Annotated in this window: 26 protein-coding genes and 1 pseudogene; 10 read left to right on the forward strand and 17 right to left on the reverse strand. The window is 57.4% G+C overall.

Annotated features, from left to right (window positions below):
* Positions 1-19 precede the first annotated feature (19 nt).
* From cysB to FJD38_RS02235, 4 genes are all read right to left on the reverse strand, one after another.
* Positions 20-994, reverse strand: a complete 975-nt coding sequence (gene cysB / locus FJD38_RS02220) for an HTH-type transcriptional regulator CysB (protein WP_122784485.1) — start codon at positions 992-994, stop codon at positions 20-22.
* Positions 995-1,108: 114 nt separating this feature from the next.
* Positions 1,109-1,609, reverse strand: a complete 501-nt coding sequence (locus FJD38_RS02225) for a universal stress protein (protein WP_122784484.1) — start codon at positions 1,607-1,609, stop codon at positions 1,109-1,111.
* 94 nt (positions 1,610-1,703) lie between these two features.
* Positions 1,704-2,621 (reverse strand): 5'-nucleotidase, encoded by a 918-nt coding sequence (locus FJD38_RS02230; protein ID WP_122784483.1) that lies wholly within the window; start codon positions 2,619-2,621, stop codon positions 1,704-1,706.
* A gap of 24 nt (positions 2,622-2,645) precedes the next feature.
* Entirely contained in the window at positions 2,646-3,032 is a 387-nt protein-coding gene (locus FJD38_RS02235; RefSeq protein WP_122784482.1) for a YbbN family protein, read from the reverse strand.
* Between FJD38_RS02235 and FJD38_RS02240 the strand changes: the two genes are divergently transcribed.
* Together FJD38_RS02240 and FJD38_RS02245 are read left to right on the forward strand one after the other, a co-directional pair.
* Entirely contained in the window at positions 3,031-3,474 is a 444-nt protein-coding gene (locus tag FJD38_RS02240) for a PilZ domain-containing protein (protein ID WP_122784481.1), read from the forward strand. The genes FJD38_RS02235 and FJD38_RS02240 overlap by 2 nt on opposite strands.
* Positions 3,475-3,605: 131 nt before the next feature.
* Entirely contained in the window at positions 3,606-4,682 is a 1,077-nt protein-coding gene (locus FJD38_RS02245; RefSeq protein ID WP_122784572.1) for a 3-deoxy-7-phosphoheptulonate synthase, read from the forward strand.
* Between the two features lie 60 nt (positions 4,683-4,742).
* Here the strand turns inward: FJD38_RS02245 and FJD38_RS02250 are convergent.
* A pseudogene (locus FJD38_RS02250) lies at positions 4,743-5,026 on the reverse strand (GNAT family N-acetyltransferase).
* 417 nt (positions 5,027-5,443) lie between these two features.
* Between FJD38_RS02250 and oprI the strand changes: the two are divergent.
* Positions 5,444-5,695, forward strand: a complete 252-nt coding sequence (gene oprI / locus FJD38_RS02255) for an outer membrane lipoprotei OprI (RefSeq protein ID WP_003172710.1) — start codon at positions 5,444-5,446, stop codon at positions 5,693-5,695.
* A gap of 122 nt (positions 5,696-5,817) precedes the next feature.
* Here the strand turns inward: oprI and FJD38_RS02260 are convergent, their stop codons facing one another.
* From FJD38_RS02260 to FJD38_RS02270, 3 genes are all read right to left on the reverse strand, one after another.
* The gene (locus FJD38_RS02260; RefSeq protein ID WP_122784479.1) at positions 5,818-6,831 is read right to left on the reverse strand and encodes a L,D-transpeptidase family protein; all 1,014 of its coding nucleotides are present in this window, start codon (positions 6,829-6,831) and stop codon (positions 5,818-5,820) included.
* 96 nt (positions 6,832-6,927) lie between these two features.
* Complete coding sequence (locus FJD38_RS02265) at positions 6,928-7,221, reverse strand: hypothetical protein (protein WP_003446817.1); 294 nt, start codon at positions 7,219-7,221, stop codon at positions 6,928-6,930.
* A gap of 58 nt (positions 7,222-7,279) precedes the next feature.
* Positions 7,280-7,885, reverse strand: coding sequence for an arylesterase (locus FJD38_RS02270; RefSeq protein ID WP_146383798.1), 606 nt, complete (start codon positions 7,883-7,885; stop codon positions 7,280-7,282).
* A gap of 10 nt (positions 7,886-7,895) precedes the next feature.
* On the opposite strand from FJD38_RS02270, the gene FJD38_RS02275 reads away from it, so the two are divergent.
* From FJD38_RS02275 to greB, 3 genes are read left to right on the forward strand one after another with little or no spacing between them, the layout of a single operon-like run.
* Positions 7,896-8,579, forward strand: a complete 684-nt coding sequence (locus tag FJD38_RS02275; protein WP_122784477.1) for an ABC transporter ATP-binding protein — start codon at positions 7,896-7,898, stop codon at positions 8,577-8,579.
* On the forward strand, positions 8,579-11,083 hold the full coding sequence (locus tag FJD38_RS02280) for an ABC transporter permease (RefSeq protein WP_122784476.1): 2,505 nt from the start codon (positions 8,579-8,581) through the stop codon (positions 11,081-11,083). The genes FJD38_RS02275 and FJD38_RS02280 overlap by 1 nt, the downstream gene beginning before the upstream one ends.
* Positions 11,084-11,117: 34 nt before the next feature.
* Positions 11,118-11,615, forward strand: coding sequence for a transcription elongation factor GreB (greB, locus tag FJD38_RS02285; RefSeq protein WP_122784475.1), 498 nt, complete (start codon positions 11,118-11,120; stop codon positions 11,613-11,615).
* 5 nt (positions 11,616-11,620) lie between these two features.
* Here greB and FJD38_RS02290 read toward each other — a convergent pair whose 3' ends face one another.
* The 3 genes from FJD38_RS02290 to FJD38_RS02300 form a co-directional block, all read right to left on the reverse strand.
* Entirely contained in the window at positions 11,621-11,929 is a 309-nt protein-coding gene (locus FJD38_RS02290; protein ID WP_146383799.1) for a class I SAM-dependent methyltransferase, read from the reverse strand.
* A 242-nt stretch (positions 11,930-12,171) separates the two neighbouring features.
* Positions 12,172-12,606, reverse strand: coding sequence for a DoxX family protein (locus tag FJD38_RS02295; RefSeq protein ID WP_122784473.1), 435 nt, complete (start codon positions 12,604-12,606; stop codon positions 12,172-12,174).
* 101 nt (positions 12,607-12,707) lie between these two features.
* On the reverse strand, positions 12,708-14,126 hold the full coding sequence (locus FJD38_RS02300; protein ID WP_146383800.1) for an MltF family protein: 1,419 nt from the start codon (positions 14,124-14,126) through the stop codon (positions 12,708-12,710).
* Positions 14,127-14,362: 236 nt separating this feature from the next.
* Between FJD38_RS02300 and FJD38_RS02305 the strand changes: the two genes are divergently transcribed.
* The 3 genes from FJD38_RS02305 to FJD38_RS02315 all read left to right on the forward strand — a co-directional run bounded on the left by FJD38_RS02305 (position 14,363) and on the right by FJD38_RS02315 (position 17,143).
* Complete coding sequence (locus FJD38_RS02305) at positions 14,363-15,184, forward strand: TatD family hydrolase (RefSeq protein ID WP_122784471.1); 822 nt, start codon at positions 14,363-14,365, stop codon at positions 15,182-15,184.
* Positions 15,185-15,365: 181 nt separating this feature from the next.
* Positions 15,366-16,760 (forward strand): methyl-accepting chemotaxis protein, encoded by a 1,395-nt coding sequence (locus FJD38_RS02310; RefSeq protein ID WP_146383801.1) that lies wholly within the window; start codon positions 15,366-15,368, stop codon positions 16,758-16,760.
* A 116-nt stretch (positions 16,761-16,876) separates the two neighbouring features.
* Entirely contained in the window at positions 16,877-17,143 is a 267-nt protein-coding gene (locus FJD38_RS02315) for a terminase (RefSeq protein ID WP_122784469.1), read from the forward strand.
* Here FJD38_RS02315 and FJD38_RS02320 read toward each other — a convergent pair whose 3' ends face one another.
* The 3 genes from FJD38_RS02320 to FJD38_RS02330 all read right to left on the reverse strand — a co-directional run bounded on the left by FJD38_RS02320 (position 17,144) and on the right by FJD38_RS02330 (position 19,112).
* Positions 17,144-17,941 (reverse strand): acyl-CoA thioesterase, encoded by a 798-nt coding sequence (locus tag FJD38_RS02320; RefSeq protein WP_146383802.1) that lies wholly within the window; start codon positions 17,939-17,941, stop codon positions 17,144-17,146. It abuts the gene before it with no gap.
* A 96-nt stretch (positions 17,942-18,037) separates the two neighbouring features.
* The gene (locus FJD38_RS02325; RefSeq protein ID WP_122784467.1) at positions 18,038-18,802 is read right to left on the reverse strand and encodes a CHAD domain-containing protein; all 765 of its coding nucleotides are present in this window, start codon (positions 18,800-18,802) and stop codon (positions 18,038-18,040) included.
* A gap of 28 nt (positions 18,803-18,830) precedes the next feature.
* Positions 18,831-19,112, reverse strand: coding sequence for a hypothetical protein (locus tag FJD38_RS02330; protein ID WP_122784466.1), 282 nt, complete (start codon positions 19,110-19,112; stop codon positions 18,831-18,833).
* Positions 19,113-19,274: 162 nt separating this feature from the next.
* On the opposite strand from FJD38_RS02330, the gene FJD38_RS02335 reads away from it, so the two are divergent.
* Entirely contained in the window at positions 19,275-20,312 is a 1,038-nt protein-coding gene (locus FJD38_RS02335) for a patatin-like phospholipase family protein (protein WP_146383803.1), read from the forward strand.
* Here the strand turns inward: FJD38_RS02335 and FJD38_RS02340 are convergent.
* The 3 genes from FJD38_RS02340 to kdpC all read right to left on the reverse strand — a co-directional run bounded on the left by FJD38_RS02340 (position 20,309) and on the right by kdpC (position 24,471).
* Positions 20,309-20,998 carry a response regulator gene (locus tag FJD38_RS02340; protein ID WP_146383804.1) on the reverse strand — a complete coding sequence of 230 codons (690 nt, stop codon included), beginning with the start codon at positions 20,996-20,998 and terminating at the stop codon, positions 20,309-20,311. The genes FJD38_RS02335 and FJD38_RS02340 overlap by 4 nt on opposite strands.
* Before the next feature lie 36 nt (positions 20,999-21,034).
* Positions 21,035-23,701 carry a sensor histidine kinase gene (locus FJD38_RS02345; protein WP_146383805.1) on the reverse strand — a complete coding sequence of 889 codons (2,667 nt, stop codon included), beginning with the start codon at positions 23,699-23,701 and terminating at the stop codon, positions 21,035-21,037.
* A gap of 218 nt (positions 23,702-23,919) precedes the next feature.
* Complete coding sequence (gene kdpC, locus FJD38_RS02350) at positions 23,920-24,471, reverse strand: potassium-transporting ATPase subunit KdpC (protein ID WP_146383806.1); 552 nt, start codon at positions 24,469-24,471, stop codon at positions 23,920-23,922.
* Between the last annotated feature and the right edge of the window lie 15 nt (positions 24,472-24,486).

Consider the following 24,486-nt stretch of genomic DNA (forward strand, 5'->3'; position numbering starts at 1 on the left):
GGTTAAACGTGACACAGCCTCAGTGCACAGGCAGCTCAACCCCTTCAAACAAGTCTTCAAGTTCTTGCTTGTTATGGCATTGAATCGCTTTGGCCATCACTTCGCGGGTCAGGTGCGGCGCAAATTTTTCGATAAAGTCGCACATGAATCCACGCAGGAACGTGCCACGGCGAAAGCCGATCTTGGTAATGCTCGACTCAAACAGCTCACTGGCATCCAACACCACCAGGTCTTTGTCCAGGTTGGTATCGACGGCCATCTTGGCCACGATGCCAACGCCCAGTCCTAATCGCACATAGGTTTTGATCACGTCAGCGTCAGCTGCGGTAAAGACCACTTTGGGGGTCAAGCCACGATGGCTGAAAGCTTCATCCAGCTTGGAGCGACCCGTAAAACCGAATACATAAGTGACAATCGGGTATTCAGCCAGCGCTTCAAGGGTCAACTTGGGCAATTTGGTCAGCGGGTGGCCTTGTGGCACTACCACGCAACGATTCCAGCGATAGCAGGGCATCATGACCAAATCACCAAACAGCTCCAGCGCTTCTGTGGCGATGGCAAAGTCAACGGTGCCATCCGCGGCCATTTCAGCAATTTGCATCGGTGAGCCCTGATGCATGTGCAAGGCGACATCCGGGTATTGCTTGATGAAATTGCTGATCACCGGCGGCAAGGCGTAGCGAGCCTGGGTGTGCGTGGTGGCAATCGACAGAGTGCCTTTTTTCTCGTTGGAAAACTCTTGAGCGATCTGCTTGATGCTCTCGACCTTGCGCAAGATCTCACCCGCCGTGGTGATAATCCGCTCCCCCGCAGGTGTAACGCGGGTCAGGTGCTTGCCACTGCGAGCAAAGACCTCGACGCCCAGCTCGTCTTCAAGCAGGCGAATCTGTTTGCTGATACCCGGCTGTGAGGTGTAAAGGCTCTGCGCGGTCGCTGAAACGTTGAGGTCGTGGTGCGCCACTTCCCAGATGTAGCGCAATTGTTGAAGCTTCATATGCATCCCTCAAAGCAGATTGACGCCAAGGGTATCGGCGGCGATATATAACTATATGGAAGGGCAAGAGAATAAATCTAGAACTTTATTATCATTTTATCCATTCCCTGCGCCTTACACTCCTGAACGGTGCCGCCGATGTAACAGTGGCACCATATACACCGGCATCTGCGCCAACTCGATCACCCGCGCGGCTGTGCGCCCCAAATGAGTTATAGCCCCCGTCGGCTGGCAATGACTGCCGAGTACCAACAGGTCGACCTCCAGTTTGAGGGACTGCTCCAGAATGATCTGCGCAGGCTCCCCCTGGAGAACCTTGACGGAGCGTATCAATGCAAGCTCCTGATCACCTTCAAGCAAATCATCGCGAAAACTGTCGAGTACACGCTGCTCTATATTCATGAGCATCGTGTGCATGCCTTGCTGCTGCAATTGATTCAGGGACTGCTCGTCGAGATAACTCTGCAACACTGACTCTGCAAACAGCCCCATGGGCTCTACCACATGGATGACATACAAATCTGCGCTGAAGCCCCGCGCCATACCCAATGCATGCTGCATCACGACCGGCGCGTATATCCCAAGGTCAGTGGCATAGAGTATTGAGCGGATCATGCGGCCTCCCCGAGTGCCAGAATGGCCGAGACACCATCAGCTTAGCAGCGCCCTCACCTGTACGATGACCCGCACGATGACTTACACGTCATGCTCAGTCTGAGCTCAGGCTGCGCGTCTCGTTACTGATACCGTGGGGCACATGGCCGGTGGCAACCACCTGCCGCGCCCGCTCACAATGACCGGCCTGGTCATCAAAAAACACGTCAGCGGCAAACGCCTCCAAAAAAGCCGACTTATCCAGCCCACCCAGGAACAACGACTCGTCGAGGCGAATATCCCAATCGCGCAAAGTACGGATCACCCGTTCATGGGCGGGTGCGGAACGCGCAGTAACCAACGCTGTACGTATCGGGCAGCTGTCGGCCGGGAATTCACGCTGCAACAGGTTCAATGCCTCCAGAAAGCCTTTGAAAGGGCCACCCCGCAAAGGGTTGCGAGCCGACTCACGCTCCAGGGATTGAAACGCCTCAAGCCCCCCCGACTGGTAGACCCGCTCCGACTCATCGGAAAACAGCACCGCGTCGCCATCGAAGGCAATGCGCAGCTCTGCACTTTCGGCGCGCCGCGCTCCACCCGACAGAATCGTCGCGGCGGCAAAACCGGCATCCAACGCACTGCGTACATCGTCCGCATGGGTCGATAAAAACAGGTCGCATGCAAACGCATTCAAATAGGGGTGGGGGTTTCGACCACCGGAGAAGGCGGCGCGGGAAATGGCCAGACCGTAATGCTGTATGGAATTGAATACTCGCAACCCGGTGTCGGCACTGTTACGAGACACCAGCACCACTTCAACTCGCTCACGACCAAGGCTTGCGTTGAAGCTGAGGAGTTTTTTCACCAGTTCGAATGCATCGCCCGGCTCCAGTACTTCATCTTCATGCTCAATCTGGTACTGGCGGTAAGCTTCGATTCCTTGCGTCAGATACACCTGATGGCTGGCGCTCAAATCGAACAGAGCCCGAGATGAGATGGCCAGTACCAGCTTGCCTTTTAAACCTTTGCTCATGTTGCCTCCGCACGGTGTGATGTCTCAAGGCAGCTCGTCAGGCTCACGGGTCAAGGCCAGGCGGATATGGTGCGCCAGCTCGCCCTCACTCAAACGCGACTTCAATTCGCCGTAAAATGCGCCGTCATGCACGACGAACAATGCTGGCAAATGAAAAATCTCATAGCGCTCGACCAAGCCGCCGTTGTTCCCCGCATCAATCCAGCACAACTGATTGATCGGCAACTGCATTTCAGGCAATTGGGCACGTGCCGTTCGACAACTGCCACAGCCCACGCTAGTGAATACCACCAGCGAGGTGCCGGGCAGCGCCAACAGACGCTGATCCGCATCAAAGTCAGTCAGATCCATTTCACTCACTATACTTAGTAAAACAATATTGAAATGCTGGCACTCGGAGTGTGCATACATGGGTCGTTTTCTACCTCACCCAGACGATATTCCTGTTGAGATCCAACCCCGCAAACAACCCGCTCTTTCACGCCACAAACTGCACTCTATCAGCCTTGCCGGCGTTTCATGCAACAGCGACAGAGGCTGGCGACGTGGCACTGCTGTAGAACTCAGCATGCCGACCCTGGGCGAGAACGCCCGATACCCCGGCTATATTGCATGGTGCGAAAAACGCCCCGACGGTTATCGGGTCGGCGTTGCATTTACCGATGACCAGATATTGTTCGGCGCACGCATGGGCGAGCAAGTCTGCCAAATCGAACACTATTACCGCCTTCAACAGCACAGCCAGAGCCCCGAAAATATCGAAACACTGGCCCTGGAGTGGATCGGTCATCATGCCGTCGAGTTCTCTCAGGCCACCCTTGATCGCGCACTTGCTTCTCCGCTGGTGGATTAAAGCGCTGCATGCCCATTGTCGAATAACCGGTTAACGCGTTAAGGTTCGGCTCCCCGATGCGCTCAATCAAGCTGTGCTCCGCCGCACGGGGATCGCTGGCGGCCGGCACCCGTGACCTGACGAGTAACACGATGGCTGATTTACCGATCGACGACCTAAACGTTGCCTCCAACGAAACCCTGATCACCCCTGAACAGCTCAAGCGCGAGATTCCTCTCAGTGAGACCGCTCTGCAGACTGTGACCAAAGGACGTGAGGTAATTCGCAACATCCTGGATGGCAAAGACCATCGACTGTTCGTTGTCATCGGGCCTTGCTCGATCCACGACCTCAAGGCTGCCCACGAGTACGCCGAACGCCTCAAGGTGCTGGCGGCTGAAGTCAGCGATACGCTGTATCTGGTCATGCGCGTCTATTTCGAAAAACCGCGCACGACCGTTGGCTGGAAGGGCCTGATCAACGACCCGTATCTGGATGACTCCTTCAAAATTGAAGATGGCCTGCATATCGGTCGTCAACTGCTGCTGGATCTGGCTGAAATGGGCCTGCCAACAGCAACCGAAGCACTTGATCCGATTTCGCCACAGTACCTGCAAGACCTGATCAGCTGGTCAGCCATTGGCGCACGCACTACCGAGTCGCAGACTCACCGCGAGATGGCATCCGGCCTGTCTTCGGCAGTGGGCTTCAAGAACGGCACCGACGGCGGCCTGACGGTTGCCATCAATGCCTTGCAATCGGTCTCCAGCCCGCATCGCTTCCTGGGCATCAACCAGGAAGGCGGCGTCTCGATCGTCACCACCAAAGGCAACGCCTACGGGCACGTGGTATTGCGTGGCGGCAACGGCAAACCAAACTATGACTCAGTCAGCGTCGCCTTGTGTGAGCAAGCACTGAACAAAGCGAAAATCTTGCCGAACATCATGGTCGATTGCAGCCATGCCAACTCCAACAAGGACCCGGCCCTGCAACCGCTGGTGATGGAGAACGTCGCCAACCAGATCGTTGAAGGCAATCAGTCCATCATCGGCCTGATGGTAGAAAGCCACCTGAACTGGGGCTGCCAACCCATCCCTAAAAACCTGGAAGACTTGCAGTACGGCGTCTCGATCACTGATGCCTGCATCGACTGGGCGAGCACCGAAAGCACACTGCGCAGCATGCACGCCAAGCTCAAGGATGTACTGCCAAAACGTTCGCGCGGCTGATTGGCCGGTTACACGAGCACAAAAAAACCGGGCCTGGCCCGGTTTTTTTTGCGTGCTGGTTCAGATACTCGCCTGAGGGCGCTTGTGGCGCTCCATATATCGCTCGACGTATGAACACGAAGGAATCTCACTCCGTAGCCCATTTTATCGGCGTAGTCGAGGGCCTCCTCGGTCAAGGCAGCCGCGATACCCCGCCCACGCAGTGCATTGGGCACAAATGTGCGGTAGATATCCAGCGTCTGCTTGCCCAGATCCATGTAGGTCAGGTAAGCGCGGTGACCGTCAACAATGGTCTCAAACTGGTGACCTGCCTGGTCATGGTGGATAGACAACGCCTCGCTCATCATTGCTCCTTAGCGGGTCTTGAACCGTGACCTCTACATTACTGTTGTTTTTGGGCCGAGGGAACTGCCTGCCATCACATACACCTTGCCTGTGCAAGGTGAGTTGTGTTCAAGAATAGCCCCTGCAAGAGCCTATTCTGGGGGATAGCAGCGCTTTCTTGCGGTTGAGGCTATGACGCATGCCCCCACTTAAAGTCACCTAATGGGGCCATGATTTTGACTTCGGTCAATACTGAGCAGGCTATTTTTCAAGCACAATTGGTTAACGTTAGTCGAAAGGCGTTGATTACTAGAAATTTTTTTTGGTTCTTGCGCTAGGTCAGTTTACTTACTACAAGTAATGGGTAGTATGTACGCCGGCTGTTTCCTCACTTTGAAGGAGCAGCTTCATTTAGAAAGTCCTTGAAGGGGAACACGATGAACAACGTTCTGAAATTCTCTGCTCTGGCATTGGCCGCAGTTCTGGCTACCGGTTGCAGCAGCGTATCTAAAGAAACTGAAGCCCGTCTGACTGCAACTGAAGATGCAGCAGCTCGCTCCCAGGCTCGTGCTGATGAAGCTTACCGTAAAGCTGATGAAGCTCTGGCTGCTGCTCAAAAAGCACAACAGACTGCTGACGAAGCTAACGAGCGCGCTCTGCGTATGCTTGAAAAAGCTAGCCGCAAGTAATAGTCCGTCAGGATTGTTACCAAGCCGATCCATTTATGGGTCGGCTTTTTTATTGCCGGCAACTAAGCAGGCAATAAAAAACCGCCAGGGCTAATGCCGTGGCGGTTTTTTTAACACTGCAATCAGGGTATGTAGTCCAACGACTGACCCACGGGTGCCGAGATATCAAAACCCACTTCGGTAGGCACTCCAGTTTCGGCGCGAACAACCTCCCACGCCTTGTCCCGATCAATCTGAATAGTCTCTTTCAAATCAGGGCGTTTAAGCACCGCATTCATCACTGCGTTATAGCGCTCGTTCAGTTCTTCAATTGAAGCTGCCGAAGGCGCCCCTACGGCGACCAGAGAACCATCGCTGACATTCAAGGGTTGATGCAGCTCAAGATAGACCTTGCCACCGCTGACACCGATCTTGTACGGCTCGTTGATGATTCTTACCGGCGTACCGACCGGCACCATGCTCGCCATTTGCAGCACGTTCTTGTTGAACATACGGAAACAGCCGTGGCTGGTGCCCGTGCCGATGCCGAACTTGGCGTTGGAGCCATGAATCAGATAGCCAGGCATGCCCAGGGTGAATTTAAAAGGCCCCAGGGGGTTATCCGGGCCAGCCGGGACAACGTTCGGCAAGGGATCGCCATTCTTGGCATGCTCGGCCTTGATCGACGCTGGGGGCGTCCAGGTCGGGTTAGGCGTTTTAGCGGTAATCCTGGTGGTGCCTACGGGCGAACCCCAACCTTCCCGACCGATCCCCAGTGGAAAGGTATAAACCACGTCGCGGTCTTTCGGAAAGTAGTACAAGCGGTACTCGGCCAGATTGATCACGATGCCTTCTCGCTTGCCCGGCGGCAAAACAAACTGGGTGGGCAGCACCACGTCGGTCTCTTCACCCTTGCGTTTGACCGGCAGCCAGGCATCCACGCCAGGATTGGCCGCAATCATTTCCGAGTAGCCCAATTCATACTTCTCGCCCAGATCGGCGAAGGAGTCTTCATATTGAGCCTTTATCACCTGCACCTGCCCCACAACATCTTCGCCGGGCGGCGGCAGCGCAAACTCAAGCGCAGAGACGGGGCCGGCAACACACAGTGCGGCAACTGACAGGTAGCGGGTGACCGCAGGTAGGCGCGACAACATCCGGAACATCCTTCGCAAAGCAACGGGGATAAAAAAAAGGAGTGTACACCGCGCCCACAGGGTTCGTGAGCCGGCTAAGGCGTCAGTCAGGTAACATCATAGTTCAAAGCGCAGTTCCGGCCAGATAGGCTCTGTACCGCGACGCTGCGACTCGATGATCGCCCGGCACAACGGGCAGAGCCGGTGATCCTGAAAGACCTTGCGCGTGACATCCGACCAGCGCGGTTGAGCAGGCAACAGCGAGCCGCATAACGTGCGATCAATGGTGCCGCCCAGTTCAAGTTGGCGCGTGACCAGATGCACCCGAACTTCCTGGCAGGCGAACAGATCGAGCTGTTCGTCAGGCTCGATCAGTTGATAGGCATATAAAGACCAGGCAGGACGCGACATCTGGGGCTCCAAATCAGGGGGGCGCCACATTAGCCCAAACACTGCCAGTAGAGAAGCATCAAAGCAGGGGTTTTAGCACCGGCCATACATTATTCAGCAGCTTCTCCTGAGCCGGGACTGCAGGATGTACGCCATCTGCCTGCATCAAATCGGGATGCCCCCCTATTCCTTCAAGAAAAAACGGCACAAGCGCGACCTTCTTTTCTTGAGCCAGATCGCTATACACCTTGGCAAACGCCGTCGTATAGCGCACACCATAATTGGGCGGTATCTGCATACCCAGCAGCAGCACTTTGGCACCGGCTGCGCGTGACTGATCAATCATACTCGCAAGATTTTGTTGCAATTGCGCCGGAGGCTGGCCACGCAAGCCGTCATTACCGCCCAGCTCTAGAATCACTACGTCGGGCTTATGCGCTGCAAGCAGTGCTGGTAGCCGCGCCAACCCGCCCGCACTGGTGTCGCCGCTGATGGATGCGTTGACCACTTTGTCGTCATACCCTTGCTGCTTGAGACGCTGCTCCAGCAAGGACACCCACCCAAGACGGGTATCCAGGCCGAAACCCGCGCTGATACTATCGCCGACGATCAATAGTGTTCCCGCCGTTGCAGACTGAGCTATACACATCAGGGTCAGAGCAGCACTTAAAAACCACACACGCATTGGATTCTCCATGGGCGAAAGTATTCTCACCGCGCAGAACCTTAGCAAAGTGGTTCACAGCGCGGAAGGCGAGTTAACCATCCTTCACCCCTTGAGCCTAGCGCTGAACAAGGGCGACAGCCTGGCGATTGTTGGCGCATCGGGGTCGGGTAAATCCACATTACTGGGCTTGCTGGCCGGTCTGGACCTGCCCAGCGAAGGCGAAGTCATACTGGCCGGGCGAGCCTTGAGCACGCTGGATGAAGACCAGCGCGCGCGAGTACGGGCTGAACATGTCGGCTTTGTGTTCCAGTCATTCCAGTTGCTCGACAGCCTCAATGCGCTGGAAAACGTCATGCTGCCGCTGGAGCTTGACGGCCGCAAAGATGCCCGCGCCCATGCCCGGCACCTGCTGGAACGGGTTGGTTTGGGTCAACGTCTGAGTCACTCGCCACGCCAACTGTCTGGCGGTGAGCAACAACGGGTGGCTATCGCCCGCGCATTTGCCGCCAACCCCGACGTGCTGTTTGCCGATGAACCCACTGGCAATCTGGACAGCCACACGGGTGAGCGCATCACTGATCTGCTCTTTGAGCTGAACAAGGAGCGCGGCACAACCCTGGTGCTGGTGACGCATGACGAACGCCTGGCGCATCGTTGCCGGCGCCTGATCCGCCTTGAAGCTGGCCATCTGGTCGGCCCTCTGGAGCCCTGATGGCACGCCTTCCGTTGTTGCGTCTGTTCAGCCTCGCCGTGCGCCAATTGCTACGCGACGCCCGCGCCGGAGAGTTGCGAGTTCTGTTCTTCGCCCTGCTGGTGGCCGTTGCAGCCAGCACGGCCATCGGCTACTTCGGTGCGCGTCTCAATGGCGCCATGCTGTTGCGTGCCACCGAGTTTCTGGGGGCTGATCTGGTCCTTGACGGCAGCACCCCGGCCCGCGCAGAACAAGTGCGCACTGGCCTCGATCTTGGCCTGGAACACGCGCGTGTTGTCGAATTTTCCAGCGTCATCGCCACTGACAACGGCATTCAACTGTCCAGTATCAAGGCGGCCGATAGCGCTTACCCTTTACGTGGAGAGTTGAAAAGTGCGGCCCAACCTTACGCCGAGGAGCAGCCCGGGGGCGGTCCAAAACCCGGAGAGGCCTGGGCGGAATCACGACTGCTCACGGCACTGGACCTGAAAGTCGGTGATGAGATCGATGTCGGCTCAAAAACCGTGCGAATCACCCGGGTTCTGACCTATGAACCCGACCGTGCCGGCAATATTTACAGCCTCACCCCCCGGGTTCTGATCAATCTTGACGATCTGGCCGCCACGGGCATCGTGCAACCGGGTAGCCGAGTCACCTTTCGCGAGCTGTGGCGTGGGGACGCGCCTGCGCTTGAGTCTTATCGACAAACACTTAAGCCCGGCCTTGATGCTAACCAGCGCTTGCTCGACGGGCGTGACGGCAACCAGCAAATTGGCGGCGCTCTGGGCAAGGCCGAACGCTACTTGAATATGGCCAGCTTGGTGGCCGTGCTGTTGTCGGGTGTGGCCGTGGCATTATCGGCCACCCGGTTTGCCAACCGACGTTTTGATGCAAGCGCCTTACTGCGCTGCCTGGGCTTGTCGCGCAGCGAAACCTTGTGGTTATTCACTCTGCAACTCGCATTGCTTGGGCTACTGGCAAGTCTCGCCGGCGCCTTGCTGGGCTGGCTGGCGCAGCTCGGTTTATTCGCGATCCTGCATAATCTGCTGCCGTCCGACGTGCCGCCCGGAGGCCTGATGCCAGCCATAGCAGGCATGGGCACCGGGCTTGTCGCCTTGGCCGGCTTCGCCCTGCCGCCGTTGGCTGCACTGGGGCGCGTGCCCCCCTTACGCGTATTGCGCCGCGACATTCTGCCTGTGCCCGCCAGCACCTGGACGGTTTACGGAGCGGCCCTGTTGGCGCTCGGTCTGATCATGTGGCGCATGAGTCTGGATCTGGTGCTGACTTTTGCCCTGCTCGGCGGTGGCGTTATTGCCGCATTGGTGCTCGGCGGGCTGTTATTGCTGGGGCTGCAAAGCCTGCGTCGATTATTGGCACGTTCGACACTGGCGTGGCGACTGGGGCTGGGCCAGCTTCTGCGTAACCCGCTGGCAGCAGCGGGCCAGTCCCTGGCTTTTGGCCTGATTTTGCTGTCGATGGCTTTAATCGCACTGCTGCGTGGCGAACTGCTGGACACGTGGCAAAACCAGTTGCCCAAAGACGCGCCCAATTATTTTGCCCTGAACATTCTGCCAGCCGACAAAGACGCTTTCGGCGCTCGCCTGCACGAGCTACAAGCTCAGGCCGCACCGCTTTATCCCGTTGTACCTGGACGTTTGGTCAGCATTAATGGCGAGCCGGTGCAAGAGATCGTCACTAAAGACTCCAGTGGCGACAAAGCCATCCAGCGCGACCTGAGCCTGACCTGGGCAGCTCAATTGCCCGAGGGCAATAAGTTGACAGATGGCACGTGGTGGAGTGCCCAACCTGAAGGGGATATTCCCGGCGTATCGGTCGAGGCCAAAGTCGCCGAGAGCCTGAAACTGAAGGTGGGCGACCATCTGACCTTTACCGTCGGCGGGGTTAATCGCGAGGCGCAAGTCACCAGTTTGCGCAGCATCAACTGGGACAACTTCCAGCCGAACTTCTTTATGATTTTCCAGCCTGGGACGTTGCAGGACTTGCCCACCACCTACCTCACCAGCTTTTATCTGGCACCAGGGCATGACAAGGAAATCATCGAACTTTCACGCAGTTTCCCGGCGGTGACCATTCTGCCCATCGAAGCCTTGCTTGCGCAGCTACGCAGCATCCTGGCCCAAGTGACCATCGCGGTTGAATACGTGCTGTTGTTTGTTTTGGCAGCCGGCCTGGCGGTGTTGTTTTCCGGCCTGCAATCGACACTGGATGAGCGCATTCGCCAAGGCGCTCTGCTGCGGGCTCTGGGGGCAGAACGGCAACTGTTGGTCAAAGCCCGCCGCATTGAGTTCGGCTTGCTGGGTGCAACCAGTGGTTTGCTGGCGGCTCTGGGCACTGAACTGGTGAGCCTGGTCTTGTATCGCTTTGCTTTTGACCTGCCGTGGCATCCTCACCCGTGGCTTCTATTACTCCCGGTAGTGGGGGCACTTATGGTCGGCGGCGCAGGGGTCTTTGGCACCCGCCGAGCGCTCAATGCCAGCCCGCTGACAGTATTGCGCGAGGGCTGATAGACTCGCGCCCTTCTCTGCCAACGGATTGCCCATGAGCCGCTATCGCCCTCCTCGCCCTGCTGGCACCGCGCTAATCACCCCCGAAGGTGAAGCGCGGATGCGCGCCGAACTGCATGAGCTATGGCATGTACGCAGACCGCAAGTGACCCAGTCAGTCAGTGAGGCCGCGGCCCAAGGGGATCGTTCAGAAAACGCCGAATACACATACGGCAAGAAAATGCTGCGCGAAATTGACAGTCGCGTACGCTTTCTCACCAAACGTCTGGAGAGTCTCAAGGTTGTCAGCGAGAAGCCCAGCGATCCGAATAAAGTCTATTTCGGCGCATGGGTCACGATTGAGGACGAAGAAGGTAAACAATCACGCTACCGCATCGTCGGCCCTGACGAGCTTGACCTCAAGCAGGGGCTTATCAGCATCGACTCTCCGCTGGCACGGGCCTTGATCGGCAAAGCGCTGGATGCTGAAGTCCAGGTGCAAACACCCACCGGTGAGCAATGGGTGTATATCGTTGCGATTGAGTACCCGTAACGCCGTTAGCCTAAAGCAATCAAGCCCTGACGCGAGACCCGGATCAAGTTGCGGATAACGACTTCGGCCTCTTCGGCTCTCGGCGATTGAATGACCGCCAGATCAAAGCTGTCGCTGGCAAAACGCGCCAGTTCGTCACCCTCTTCCACAAATTGAATCAAGAAAGCCGAAGCGCGGCCCTTGCGACGTGGCCAGCCGTCCAGCCAACGCAGCAGCGTAGGTTGATGCTTACCACCCAGAAGGATTTTTGGATTGCGCAGGTACGAGTTGGCAGTGACAGGCGCCAAGCTTGCAACGGGACGTGGTTGACTCATGTTTCGGTTCTCCGCCTCAGGATTCTGCGTGGCAGGTGAGAGGCAACACCGAACCAGCGCTTTAGCGGTATTTCGAGGTTTGCTACAAACCTCTTAGAAAGTCTAGTGACCCTCTGGCGCCCCGCAAGTAGCTGTTTAAATCGGCGCAAGAAAACATCCTAGATAAACCGCCTTGCAACTGTCAAGAATCTCGTACAACGAAAAAGGCCCGTACTAGACGGGCCTTGGAGCTGCGCAGAGGTTTACCGGGCGATGACACGATCAAACGACAGTTTGCCCGCCCCTTCGATCAGCACCGCAAGCGTGCCGCCCAACAGAGCCAAGGCAAACTCGTAGCCATTGTTGGCCATAAACAAGCCGTTATGGATATGCACCGAGAAGATCGCTACCAGCAACGTGAAAGACAATCCCAGTGCTGCTGGGCGGGCCAGTAAACCAATGATCAAGGCCAACCCGCCAAAGAACTCCGTGCCGCCCGACAACAGCGCCATTAGCGTGCCCGGCGCCAGGCCAATGCTTTCCATCCATTGAGCCGTACCCGCCAGACCGCCCCCACCAAACCAGCCGAATAGTTTTTGCGAGCCGTGAGCGGCGAAGATGATGCCGACAAAAATCCGCAATAGGGTCAAGCCATAACCTGCACGCGTGCTCAGTAGGATCTGGATGAATTTGCTCATGGTGAAGTCCTTTGACTATTCAGGTGGGAATGGCGCCATATTAATCAGTTTTTAAAATGTTAAAAGTCGAATAAACCCAACTAAACAATCGATTTTTTAGATCACTTGCGTGATGCCACCGCTGACTTTGCGGGCTCTAAAGAGCCCCGAACCCGATCAAAAGCCAAAAAGTATTTATTCACACTATTAACGTAACTGACCGGCCCCATCCCAACCTGCTCCATCGCAATGCGCTCCACCTGAAAGAACCATTGATCCGGGTTCAACCCGCGTCGCCGGGCTTCGGCCCGCATCCCCTGCACACGTTCCGGCCCCATGTTGTAAGCCGCCAGTACAAAGGCCATGCGCTCTCTCTCATTGAGCTTGGGACTGGAAAAAAACTTGCGCCGAATCATCGCCAGGTACTTGGCCCCGGCTTGCACATTGTTATCAACGTTTTGAATGTTATTGACGCCCACCCGTTGGGCTGCCGACGGGGTAATTTGCAACAACCCTGTTGCCCCGCCGCCGCCTTTGGCATTGGGGTTCAGGGTTGACTCCTTGAAAGCCAGCGCGGCCAGATTAAGCCAGTCCATACCCTGTTGACCGGCATGTTTTTGCAGCACCGGGCGTAACTGCTCAAGTTTCTTGCGGTCGGCACGGGCCAGCGGGTTATGCACACGGTACAAACGCCGATAAACCCGCTCAAACGCCATGTCCTGATTGGAAGGCGCTTTATAGCCAACTAAAAAACGATCAATGCTCGCCCGTAACATTGAGGCATCACGCCGCACGTACCAGCGCATGGCTCTGGGCTCACTGATCAGTACCTTGCGATCGAAGTGCAGCTTGGGCATCAGCGTGGCCCAACGCTCAGCAATTGGCTTTTCAACGATCGTCAGATGAAAAATACCGGCTTGCACCATCTCCAGTACATCTTCAACTGCAAGCGTCGGGTCGACCCACTCGATCTTTACGGGAGGCAATTTGCGCAGGGCCAGCTTTTGATTGACCCCATTCACCGCGGCCCCCGCCGCGCTGCCGGTGGTCAGCGCCACTGTACGCCCTGAAAGCTGCTCCAGACGGGTGAAACGGCGCTGCCCTTTGCCGCCCACCAGCAGCAAGGGCACGTCATCGACAATCGGGGCGCTGGCACTGATTGCACGGCCGGGCTTGAGGTTGAACAGTTCGCCGGGGGCCACCACATCACCCTCGCCACGCGACAGGGCGCCGAGCAATTGGTCTTTGGCTTTAGGGATGATCTTGAGCGTGATTTTCTGGCCATCACGGGCATGGCCATTGAGGTAGCGTTCGAAAGCGCGCAAGCGATGGTATTCAACGCCAATGTCCTGACCCTGAACCTCACCCGAACTGTTGCGGCTTTGATTGACCAGCACCCGCAGTACCTTACTGCTGCGAATCTGCGCCAGATCACGGGCCTGACTCGGTTTGCCGACCTGCGAAGGTCCGGCCAGACGCGCCGTCGCCGATACGGGCAAGATCATGAGACACAGGGCAATCAATAGCGTGGGTCTAATCATCCGTTCTCCGGAGTGAATGGCCTTCAGCACTGGATCGATTTACCCGACCACCGGTTACCCTTTTGGGATTAAAAAAGCGCTGAAAACAGTAAGCAAACGTACAGCGGCAGTCTTTGCAAACCTGGCGTTACGTTGATGCGGCATTCAAAGACAACCATAACTGTCTGTAGTTCTTGGTTTTTCTTATCAATCTACAGCTCTGATATGCTTCCCGGCCTCTGGCCTGAGGTAGCACCATGCAACTCATCGATATCGGCGTCAACCTGACCAACCCCAGCTTCGACGGCAAACACCAAGCCGTCTTAGAGCGTGCTTACACGGCAGGCATCTCACAATTGGTGCTCACGGGCACCAGTGTTGAAGGCAGTGAACAAGCCTTGAATCTGTGCCGCGAGCTGGATGACAGCGCGCAGCGCCTGTTTGCAACGGCGGGTATCCATCCCCACTCGGCCAGTGATTGGAATGGCGATAGCGCCCAACGTTTACTGGCACTGCTCAAAGAGCCCAACGTGCGCGCCGTTGGCGAATGCGGGCTGGACTTCAACCGAGACTTCTCCCCAAGACCGCAGCAGGAAAAGGTCCTGGAGGAACATTTGGCGATGGCCGTTGACTTGCAATTACCCGTGTTTTTGCATGAGCGCGACGCCAACCAGCGCCTGCTGGAAATTCTGCGTAACTACCGCGATCACTTGCCAGCGGCAGTGGTGCACTGTTTTACCGGCGAAAAACGTGCGCTGTTCAGTTACCTGGATATGGATTTGCACATCGGCATCACTGGCTGGATTTGTGACGAGCGACGTGGCACCCACTTACACCCGTTGGTGCGTGACATCCCCCGTGGCCGCTTGATGCTGGAAAGCGACGCACCGTATTTGCTGCCACGCACCTTGCGACCCAAGCCTAAAAATGGCCGCAACGAACCGGCATATTTGACCGAAGTGCTGCGCGAAGTAGCCCTGCACCGCGAAGAAAGCCAACAAGACCTGGCCGCCCACACTACCGCCTGCGCACGGGCGTTTTTTGGACTGCCCGTGATCATTGACTCACCTGAAGCGTAGTAACTGCCGAAGGCTGCGTCCGGCGACAGCAGCGTCAATCCGCGGACGTCGCCTTCAGCAACACACACCAGTCAGTTGCCTCTGCCCCCAACCTTGACCCATATCAACAGGCCCTTCTGGAATACCGGCACAATGATGGCACCTTGCCAATATTGTGCGTGTAAAACAGAGAAGACCTCCCATGGGTACCTGGCTTAGCAACATCTCGCTCAAATACAAATTCTGGGCCGTCAATGCGGTGGCCTTTGTCACCACCTTGCTGCTGGTGCTGTATGCCGTACACCTTGAGCAGCAAGCACGCAGTGACGCTGCACTGGCCAACGCCCAAGAGCACGCCCGGTTACTCAGTGCCTGGCCCGCCGGTCAGCCACTGCCTGAGCCCTCTTATCTGCTGCGCGTACCAGCCGGCCAGCCGACGCCACCAGGAACCCTCAGAGTTACGCGCGACGACGGCCAGAACCTTGCGGTCAAGGCTGATGCCCCGAGCTTCAAACAGGTATTTCTAGAGCGCCTACCCCACTATGCAGTGGCCGTTTTGGTGCTGATGCTGGCCATGCTCGGGGCCTCACAATTGCTCATCCGCTTTTTGCTGAGCCAACTCAACACGCTCAAGGACGTGATGTTGAATGTCGAACAGACCGGTGACTTATCAGCCCGTGTGCCGTTGGCCTGCACCGATGAAGTCGGACAGATGGCCAGCGCCTTCAACGCCATGCAGGCTGGTTTTCAGCGCGTCGTCAATACGGTCGCCCAAACTGCTGCGCAGCTGGATGTGGGTGCGGCGCGGCTGGCCAGCAGCATGGATGAGGTGCGTCAGGGGATGCTCGGACAACAGAGCGAAACAGATCAGGCAGCGACAGCCATCAATGAAATGTCCGCCACTGTCTACCACATTGCTCAACACGCGGGCGCCACACGCGACCTCTCACAAACCGCAGATACCTTGGCGGGCAGCGGTCAACAGGTGGTAAGCCGCGTGCAACACTCCATCGCCAGCTTGTCCACCGGGGTGCAAACCACCGCCGAGATGATTCAACAACTCGCTCTGGACAGTCAGAAGATCAATAGCGTGGTCGGGGTCATTCACAGTATTGCCGAACAAACCAATCTGCTGGCGCTCAATGCCGCTATTGAAGCCGCTCGTGCCGGCGAAATGGGCAGAGGCTTTGCGGTCGTGGCGGATGAAGTGCGCAACCTGGCCAAACGCGTACAAGCCTCCACCGATGAAATTACGCTCATGGTGTCAGCCTTGCAGTCAGGGACTCGCGACGCGGTGGACTTTATGCAGGAGAGCTCATTCAAGGCTGACGACTGCGTGCAGCAAGCGCAAGAAGCGGGTGCTGCGCTGGCCGAGATCACTCAGGCCGTGGCGCAGATGCGCGAAAGCAACACCCAGATTGCGGTGGCCGCCGAGCAGCAAAGCCAAGTGGCCGAGGAGATGAATCGGGCGGTGGTCAGCATTCGCGACGTCACCGAAAACACCGTACAGCAGACCGTCGACTCGGCCACCACCAGCAACCAGCTGGCAACTCTGGCAGGGGAATTGAACCGCGCCATTGGCCAGTTAAAGCTATAGGCAACTGCCTATAAGGCCAATAGCCATTGTTGATTCGCCGTTCTTGGCGCTGCGCCCTATTCTTTGTTTATCCGGTTCAGCCAAGACTGAACCCATACAACACAAGGAGAGCAATCATGGGCAAACAACATCCTGACCAGCCTGCCTGGCAATGGCGCTCCAGCCCACTTAACGCACAGAGCGCTGCACTGCAAGCGCTTGACCTGATCGCCATTCCGATCATGGTCGTTGCGTTTTTGCTGATGGCTTCAGGCGTATTCAGCAACAATGCAACAAGTGCCGTGATCGGACTGGTTGCGCTGATCGCAGGCATGGTCATCCAGCATCAAGGCCGCCAACTTGAAGGGCAGGCCAAAGATCGGCAGCGCAGCAAAACGTTCTGATTAACCGAAAACGGTTACGGTCTGGCGGCTGATCGCAATCAGCTCACCCTCGAGCGACCACAGATTAGCCGCCACATGGCCGTAGCCATCGCGGGCATGCTCGATAACCGCCAAATATTTGCACCAGTCCAGTGTGCGGACGTTTCGTAACGGCTGCACAAACTCAATGGTCCAGGTCAATGTACTGCCCGCCGTCGGTTTATTGAGCATCGATAGCAACGCTGGCGGCCAGGCATCAACCAGCGCCAGCAGATGGGTTTCGGTCAAGGGCTCGTCGAGCAGATCCCCGCCAAGGCGCACCCAGCCACCCATTTCACGTGTGCCACGACCGCTGAACGGCAGCCCACCCACTGCCCACGCCATCGACACATGGCGCATGAACTCGGGGGTGATGCCCTTGATATAGGGTAATAGCTGACAGTCTGCGTGTGCTTTCATTTCAGGTCCCGGCACACTGTCGACGCTCACCACAGATTCACGTGCAGCCCCAAAGCTGCCTTGAACCAGTGTGACAACCTGGCCATTTTGCATCGCCCGTCCCAGCACCTGAGTGACTGCCTTGCCTTCGCGCAGTATCTCGACCTCAAAACTGACCGGCACACCCGGTTCAGCCGGCCCGACAAAACTCACCGACAATGAACGCAATGTTCGTTCGGCCGGGATTTGCGCGCGCATGGCTTCGTATTGCAGAGCCACCATCAGACCGCCAAATGTCGCGCGCCCTTGCCCCCAATCTGCCGGAATAGTCACCGCCTTCGGGTCGTGACGCACCGCAGCGACCAATGCTGAAAATTCCATGAGCACCTCACAAGTGGATAAAACACCGGGCAATACTACGCAGGGCTTATCCCGTGTACAGGCCTTGAATGCGCCAAACTCCGGGCTTTGTGCCGATTATTGAAAACAAGCCGCACTGAGCTTGACCAGAGCCCGATCTGCGCGTTTCTCGCCACGCACCAACGCCGCACGCCATTGCTCCACACACGGCTGCAAATCGGGCTTTTGCTCCGCCTGAACCAGCCATTGCCATGCGTCATGCCACTCACCCAGCGCCTGTTGCGCCTGTTTCAAACGGCTGAGCACCCGCGCGGACAATTCGTTGAGTTGGGGGTAGGCCTCAGCTCCGTAGCGCACGCGCTTGATTAACAAGCGCACGCGATGACGATCATGGCCGGGGTCATTCAGTGCTTTTTCAAGCGTCAGCCATTGCTTCTCTAGCACCTTTTCGATGCGTTGACGCAGCCCTCGCAACAGCCCTTCGCGTTCAGCGGCCCGGATAAAGCGAGGAAACACGTCAACAATCATCAATAACTGAGCCAACTGGACGCTGTCGGCCACCGTCGGGTAAATCCCCGCCAGTTGCTCGCGTCGACGGGCCGCCAATAGAGGCTGGTCATGCTCTTGCAAATAGGCCGCCAGCACTTCCAGGTCACGCCAGGGAGTCGTGTAACTCCCCACCTGGGACGCCGCCATTTCCAATTGCACCACACCCGGCAAGCCGCGCAACGGTCGCAGTAAACTGCGCAATCGACGCACCGTGGTGCGTAAATCGTGCAACGCTTCAGGATCCGTTTCGGCTTGCAGGCGCGCCTGACAGGCCAACAGCTTGACCTCCAGGCGTACTACATTTTCTATTATCCGGTCCGCCAACTCAGCCATCCGTCCCCTCCTCTTTCACCCTGCCGGTTTAACGTCCGGCACGGGACTCTTTGATATAAAAGCGCGCTTTTTCTGATTTGATGGTGCAACCTTCAAACGCTTCAAATTGCTGCTGTGTTTTAGCCGCAGTCAGCAAGGACAGCGCTTTGGAGTAGCTGACCGTGCCTGCAAAACCTTCAGCCTTGGCCAGATCAAGCTCATGCCAGGCGGCGTCCAGCTGAGTGGCACAGCTGTCTCGGTAAGCAGATTTATTGCCCGCACAACCTGCCAGAGCCAACGCAATAAATGGAACACACATCCAGGCTTTCATGGGGGGTTTCCTCAAAAATAAACAGTCAGAACAAGCTAAGACGAAAAAACGACATGAAAGTGCCCTGCGTACTGATCCGTATACTAGCCCACCGAAATAGTTTGAGCTGTCGCTACACTTCACTCACAGGCAATGTTCACCTGCCAGTCGAAGGATCGAGTCATGAAAAAGCGTATTGCATTGGTATTAGGCTCCGGCGGTGCCCGCGGTTATGCCCACATCGGTGTCATTGAAGAGCTGGAGCGGCGCGGCTACGACATCGCCTGCATTGCTGGCTGCTCGATGGGCGCAGTCGTCGGCGGCATTTACGCCGCCGGCAAGCTTGACGAATACCGCAACTGGATTCAAAACCTGGATTACCTCGACATATTGCGTCTGGTCGATGTGAGCTTTCGGTTGGGTGCCATCCGCGGTGAAAAAGTTTTCGGGCATATCCGCAACATTGTCGGCCCGATGAATATCGAAGACCTGCGCATTCCTTACACCGCCATTGCCACCGACCTGACTCACCAGCAGGAAGTCTGGTTTCAACAAGGCTGTCTGCATCAGGCCATGCGCGCTTCGGCAGCCATTCCGAGCCTGTTCACGCCGGTGGTGCAAGGTAACCGCATGCTGGTCGATGGCGGCCTGCTCAATCCGTTGCCCATCGTGGCGGTCGTTTCCGGGCATTGCGACCTGATCGTCGCGGTCAATCTGAACTCGACGATTCAAAGCAGTTACCAACTGCCCGTCATTGCGCGCCCTGCGAGTTTTAAAGGGCGTTTTGATAATTTGATCAGCTCGCTGGGATCGCGCATGCCGTTCCGCACCAGGCATGTCGAGGAATTACTCAACCTGGAACGTGAAATGCTCAAACCCATCATTGAGCCGCTTGCGCAAACACCACGCGATCCCTGGCTTGAGTCATCCTACCCAAATCCCAAACCGGCAGACCCGGCGACTCCCCACTCGGCAGACGGCTCGGTGGTGATTGATACAGTGGGGCCAGCCTCTTTGGTGGATTTGATCAACCAAAGTTTTGAAGTGATGCAAACCTCGTTGGCACAGTACAAGATCGCCGGTTACCCGCCCGACATCCTGATCAATGTGCCGAAGAAGGTCTGCCGCTTTTTCGAGTTTTACAAGGCACCCGAATTGATCGAACTGGGCCGGCAAATTGCCAAAGACACGCTGGACCGTTACGAAAGTCAGGAACACTAAACCTCAAGCAGTCTGTAACCGACCCCGGCTTCAGTGGCGATAAAGCGTGGCCGGGTGGGATCGTCTGCGAGCTTTTGCCGTAAATGACCCACCACAATGCGCAGGTAATGGCTGTTTTCGGTATGGCTGGGGCCCCATATATCCTTGAGCAATTGCTGTTGGGTAATGACCCGCCCCGGGTACCGCGCCAGTTGTGCCAACACGGCGTATTCCTTGCGCGTCAGAGCCACTTCGGCACCGTTGAGCTGCACCCGGCGAAAAGCAAAATCGATGGTCAGCGGGCCGAGCGAAAGTGCTGCATCGAGGGTTTCTCCTGCCGGTGCGTGACGTAACAACGCACGAATCCGCGCCAGAAACTCCTGAATCCCGAACGGTTTGGTGACGTAATCATTGGCCCCACCGTCCAGCGCTTCAACCTTTTGCGCTTCGCTGGCACGTACTGAAAGCACCAGGACTGGCACGTTCGACCACTCCCGAAACTCGCGCAGCACCTGCTGGCCATCCATGTCAGGCAAGCCCAGATCCAGCACCACTAAATCCGGCTTTTTCAACGCAGCCTGACTCAAACCTTCCGTGCCCGTTGCGGCTTCGTGCACGATGTAGCCTTGGGAAACCAGACTGATGCGCAGAAATTTACGAATCTGCGGCTCGTCGTCGATGACCAAAATAGTCGCGTTCTGGCTCATGGCTGCTCATCGTGAATAAAGAATGGCCAAAGAGTATCAGTCTTCATGTTCCAGCTCTTCAGTCCCTGGCTCGGGCTGTTCGGGCAATGGCAAAAACAAGGTGATGCAGGTGCCCTGCCCGTCAATACCTTCAGCCACCGTAATGCGTCCGCCGTGCGCACCGACCATTCCCTGACAGATCGCCAACCCCAGCCCGGTACCCTGGCCACCGCGGTCGCCTCGGGCGGCGGTGTAAAACATGTCGAAAATCTGTGCCCGTTCAACCTCTGGGATTCCCGGTCCCTGATCGCTGACGGCAAACCACAGCTCACGCTCATCCGCACCTGCGTGCAATACCAATCGCCCCTGAGGCGGTGAAAAGCGCGCTGCATTTTCCAGCACATTGATCAATGCTTGCTCGATCAAGGCCGCGTGGATATGCAACAGCGGCAGTTGCCCGGGCACCTCAACCTGCACCTGCAAGGGCGCCAGCACCGCGCGCAAGCGGCTCAAGGCGCTGGCGACTATATCCGTCGGGGCAACCCAGTCGCGGGCCAGCTTGAGCGCCCCATGCCCCAGGCGAGTCATGTCCAACAGGTTCTGGATATAGCGATCAAGGCGTTCCGCTTCGTCACGGGTGCCTTCGAGCAATTCACGCCGGTCATGCAAAGGGATTGCCTCACCCAGCGCCAATAACGTATCGATACTGCCGCGCATGGTGGTCAAAGGCGTGCGCAAGTCATGGGACACGGACGCCAGCAGGGCGCTGCGCAATTGTTCGGTCTCACCGTGCAAGCGTGCCGCTTCGAGGTCTTGCGCCAACCGGGCACGCGCCAATGCTTGCGCCAGCGGCTGGCTGAGCGCCATCAACAAACGCCGGCGTTGCCCGTTAAGCGGCTGACCGGGGCGGCTACGCACACCCAGTAATGCCAGGGGGCCATCCTCCACCGTCAAGGGCCACCACCACCAATTGCTGATCGGCAAGGTATCCGTTCCCTGTCCGGCGGGCTGGTCATGGCTCCAGGCCCAGTCGGCGGCAGCGCGCTCGGCTTCATTGAATTGCAGCGGGCCGCCGGTTTCTATCAGCCAGCCTTGCGCGCCATCGCGGTTAAGCAGGCACATCTCAAGGTCCTTCCAGCCACTGAAATGCTGAGCCGCTGCGCTGATCACGGCTTTACGGTCAGTGGCGGCGGTGAGTTTGCGTGACAGGTCGAGCAGTTGCGTGGTCTCTTCTTGAGTTTCGCGCAGTGCCTGTAGCTGTCGACGCTGACGCGCGGCAAGGTTGCCGGTGAGGGCCGCCATCAACAAGAAAAACAGCAACGTCAGCACGTCTTCTTCGCGCTGGATGCTGAACGAAAAATTGGGCGGGATAAACAGGAAGTCATACGCCAGAAATGACAGCGCCGCACAGACCAGCGCAGGCCCCAGGCTGCTGCGTACCGCGACCAGTAACACAGCAGCGAGAAACACCAATGAGATATTGGGCAGCGCCAGTACGCTGGACACCCCCCAGGCCAAAGCGCTGGCCAATCCTGTGGCAAGCACTGCCAATGCGTAGTCAAACCAGCCGACCGAGTGACTGGCACGACGCGCGACAGGGGCAGTTGATTGCTCATGGTCCAGCACGTTGATTTCCAACCCATGAGCATCACGCAATAACCGCGCCGCCAACCCTCCACCCAGCAGGCGACGGTGCCAGCGCAAGCGCGACTGGCCAACCAGCAACAAACTGGCGCGCCGTTCACGGGCGTGCTGAATCAAGGTTTTGGCCACTTCGCCGGCACGCAGCAACACCACTTCACCGCCAAGGCGCTCAGCCAAAAGCTGGGCACTTTGCAGACGCAACCGCGATTGTTCGTCGCGGGGGCGACCGTTATCAACGTGCACCAGACTCCAGGGCAAATGCCGACGTTCAGCCACACGACTGGCATGGCGCACCAGTCGCTCGGCCTGCTCGTCACCGTCAATTCCGACCACTAACCGGCCACGCAACGCCGGCGCACTCTGACCGAGCTGGCGATAGCCTTTGTCCAGCTCATCGTCGACGTACACGGCGGCGGTCTGCATGGCCAGTTCGCGCAGGGCATTGAGGTTGGTCTGGGAAAAAAAGGCGTCAATAGCGGCCCGCGCCTGTTCCGGCACATACACCTTGCCTTCGCGCAAGCGTTCAAGCAGCTCACGCGGTGGCAGGTCGATCAGCACCAACTCATACGCTTCTTGAACGATCCAGTCCGGTACGGTTTCGCGCACCTGTACCCCGGTAATGCCCCGCACCTGATCGTTCAGGCTTTCCAGATGCTGGACATTGACCGTGGTGTAGACGTCGATGCCAGCCGCCAACAACTCCTGAACATCTTGCCAGCGCTTGGTGTGCCGGCTGCCCGGGGCATTGCTGTGGGCCAGTTCATCCACCAGTACCAACTGCACATTAGCGCCGAGCAGACCGTCGAGGTCCATCTCTTCGAGCTGAACCCCTCGGTATTCCGAGCGCAACGAAGGCTGCTGAGGCAAGCCGTTGAGCAGCGCCTCGGTTTCAGCCCGACCGTGGGTCTGGACCACCCCTGCGAGCAGCTTTACCCCTTGGCGCAATTGCGTGTGCGCGGCTTGCAGCATGGCGTAGGTTTTACCCACTCCGGGCGCCGCGCCCAGAAACACCTTGAGTCGGCCACGGCCCGCGCGGGGTAAATCGGCTAACAGTGCATCGGCGCGCGAGGCGTTCGACATGAGATTTAACCCGTTATTTGAAGGCGCTACGCCGCTGATCCCCGTAGCAGTTGACGAGTAATGCGAGGCTACGTTCGACGATGCAATCGTCGCAAGTGCCAACAGCGTGATTTATCTGAAACGCCAATGTTAAGTGGTTTACTGATACCGTGGATTGAATGACTTTACGACGGCTACGCCGCCGATCGCAGCCTTCGTTCCTCGTCAGCGGCTACAGGTTATGGCGCCATCTGTGCCAGCGCCCGATTAAGCAGCAATACGTTGACCACTGGCGGACCTACCAGGGGCTGTTCGATATGCTGTTTCACCAGTTGTTCGACGGTCTGTTCTGGCAAACCGCGTGATGCCGCAACGCGTGCCAGTTGATAGCGAATTGCCGCTGGTGGCAAGTGCGGGTCGAGCCCGCTGCCCGAGGTGGTCAACAGCGCCAAGGGCACCGGCCCCTGATCCGCAACCGCCTGCTCCGCGGCACTGGCCTTGATCCGCAGGGCCAGTGCCGGATTGCTTGGCGCCAGGTTACTGGCCGCACTCGCGACAGTGGCAAAGGCTCCCGCAGAGGGCCGAGGATGAAACCAGCTCTCACCGTTGAAATCTTGCGCGATCAGGGCCGAACCTTGCACCTGGCCATCAAGGCCATGGATCAGGCTGCCATTGGCCTGCTCGGGGAAGGCCAATTGGGCAATTCCAGTCACGGCCAGCGGGTAAATCACCCCGGTAATGGCGGTCATCAACAGCATCAGGCTCAGGGCCGGGCGTAATAATGAAGTCATGATTTTTTCTCCAAA

Source organism: Pseudomonas saxonica, from assembly GCF_007858365.1.
Taxonomy (GTDB): domain Bacteria; phylum Pseudomonadota; class Gammaproteobacteria; order Pseudomonadales; family Pseudomonadaceae; genus Aquipseudomonas; species Aquipseudomonas saxonica.

What these genes read in the sequence shown, in the direction of transcription:
- cysB (WP_122784485.1), bottom strand. Translation starts at nt 994, where the DNA reads ATGAAGCTTCAACAATTGCGCTACATCTGGGAAGTGGCGCACCACGAC.
- FJD38_RS02225 (WP_122784484.1), bottom strand. Translation starts at nt 1,609, where the DNA reads ATGATCCGCTCAATACTCTATGCCACTGACCTTGGGATATACGCGCCG.
- FJD38_RS02230 (WP_122784483.1), bottom strand. Translation starts at nt 2,621, where the DNA reads ATGAGCAAAGGTTTAAAAGGCAAGCTGGTACTGGCCATCTCATCTCGG.
- FJD38_RS02240 (WP_122784481.1), top strand. Translation starts at nt 3,031, where the DNA reads ATGGGTCGTTTTCTACCTCACCCAGACGATATTCCTGTTGAGATCCAA.
- FJD38_RS02235 (WP_122784482.1), bottom strand. Translation starts at nt 3,032, where the DNA reads ATGTATGCACACTCCGAGTGCCAGCATTTCAATATTGTTTTACTAAGT.
- FJD38_RS02245 (WP_122784572.1), top strand. Translation starts at nt 3,606, where the DNA reads ATGGCTGATTTACCGATCGACGACCTAAACGTTGCCTCCAACGAAACC.
- oprI (WP_003172710.1), top strand. Translation starts at nt 5,444, where the DNA reads ATGAACAACGTTCTGAAATTCTCTGCTCTGGCATTGGCCGCAGTTCTG.
- FJD38_RS02260 (WP_122784479.1), bottom strand. Translation starts at nt 6,831, where the DNA reads ATGTTGTCGCGCCTACCTGCGGTCACCCGCTACCTGTCAGTTGCCGCA.
- FJD38_RS02265 (WP_003446817.1), bottom strand. Translation starts at nt 7,221, where the DNA reads ATGTCGCGTCCTGCCTGGTCTTTATATGCCTATCAACTGATCGAGCCT.
- FJD38_RS02270 (WP_146383798.1), bottom strand. Translation starts at nt 7,885, where the DNA reads ATGCGTGTGTGGTTTTTAAGTGCTGCTCTGACCCTGATGTGTATAGCT.
- FJD38_RS02275 (WP_122784477.1), top strand. Translation starts at nt 7,896, where the DNA reads ATGGGCGAAAGTATTCTCACCGCGCAGAACCTTAGCAAAGTGGTTCAC.
- FJD38_RS02280 (WP_122784476.1), top strand. Translation starts at nt 8,579, where the DNA reads ATGGCACGCCTTCCGTTGTTGCGTCTGTTCAGCCTCGCCGTGCGCCAA.
- greB (WP_122784475.1), top strand. Translation starts at nt 11,118, where the DNA reads ATGAGCCGCTATCGCCCTCCTCGCCCTGCTGGCACCGCGCTAATCACC.
- FJD38_RS02290 (WP_146383799.1), bottom strand. Translation starts at nt 11,929, where the DNA reads ATGAGTCAACCACGTCCCGTTGCAAGCTTGGCGCCTGTCACTGCCAAC.
- FJD38_RS02295 (WP_122784473.1), bottom strand. Translation starts at nt 12,606, where the DNA reads ATGAGCAAATTCATCCAGATCCTACTGAGCACGCGTGCAGGTTATGGC.
- FJD38_RS02300 (WP_146383800.1), bottom strand. Translation starts at nt 14,126, where the DNA reads ATGATTAGACCCACGCTATTGATTGCCCTGTGTCTCATGATCTTGCCC.
- FJD38_RS02305 (WP_122784471.1), top strand. Translation starts at nt 14,363, where the DNA reads ATGCAACTCATCGATATCGGCGTCAACCTGACCAACCCCAGCTTCGAC.
- FJD38_RS02310 (WP_146383801.1), top strand. Translation starts at nt 15,366, where the DNA reads ATGGGTACCTGGCTTAGCAACATCTCGCTCAAATACAAATTCTGGGCC.
- FJD38_RS02315 (WP_122784469.1), top strand. Translation starts at nt 16,877, where the DNA reads ATGGGCAAACAACATCCTGACCAGCCTGCCTGGCAATGGCGCTCCAGC.
- FJD38_RS02320 (WP_146383802.1), bottom strand. Translation starts at nt 17,941, where the DNA reads ATGGAATTTTCAGCATTGGTCGCTGCGGTGCGTCACGACCCGAAGGCG.
- FJD38_RS02325 (WP_122784467.1), bottom strand. Translation starts at nt 18,802, where the DNA reads ATGGCTGAGTTGGCGGACCGGATAATAGAAAATGTAGTACGCCTGGAG.
- FJD38_RS02330 (WP_122784466.1), bottom strand. Translation starts at nt 19,112, where the DNA reads ATGAAAGCCTGGATGTGTGTTCCATTTATTGCGTTGGCTCTGGCAGGT.
- FJD38_RS02335 (WP_146383803.1), top strand. Translation starts at nt 19,275, where the DNA reads ATGAAAAAGCGTATTGCATTGGTATTAGGCTCCGGCGGTGCCCGCGGT.
- FJD38_RS02340 (WP_146383804.1), bottom strand. Translation starts at nt 20,998, where the DNA reads ATGAGCCAGAACGCGACTATTTTGGTCATCGACGACGAGCCGCAGATT.
- FJD38_RS02345 (WP_146383805.1), bottom strand. Translation starts at nt 23,701, where the DNA reads ATGTCGAACGCCTCGCGCGCCGATGCACTGTTAGCCGATTTACCCCGC.
- kdpC (WP_146383806.1), bottom strand. Translation starts at nt 24,471, where the DNA reads ATGACTTCATTATTACGCCCGGCCCTGAGCCTGATGCTGTTGATGACC.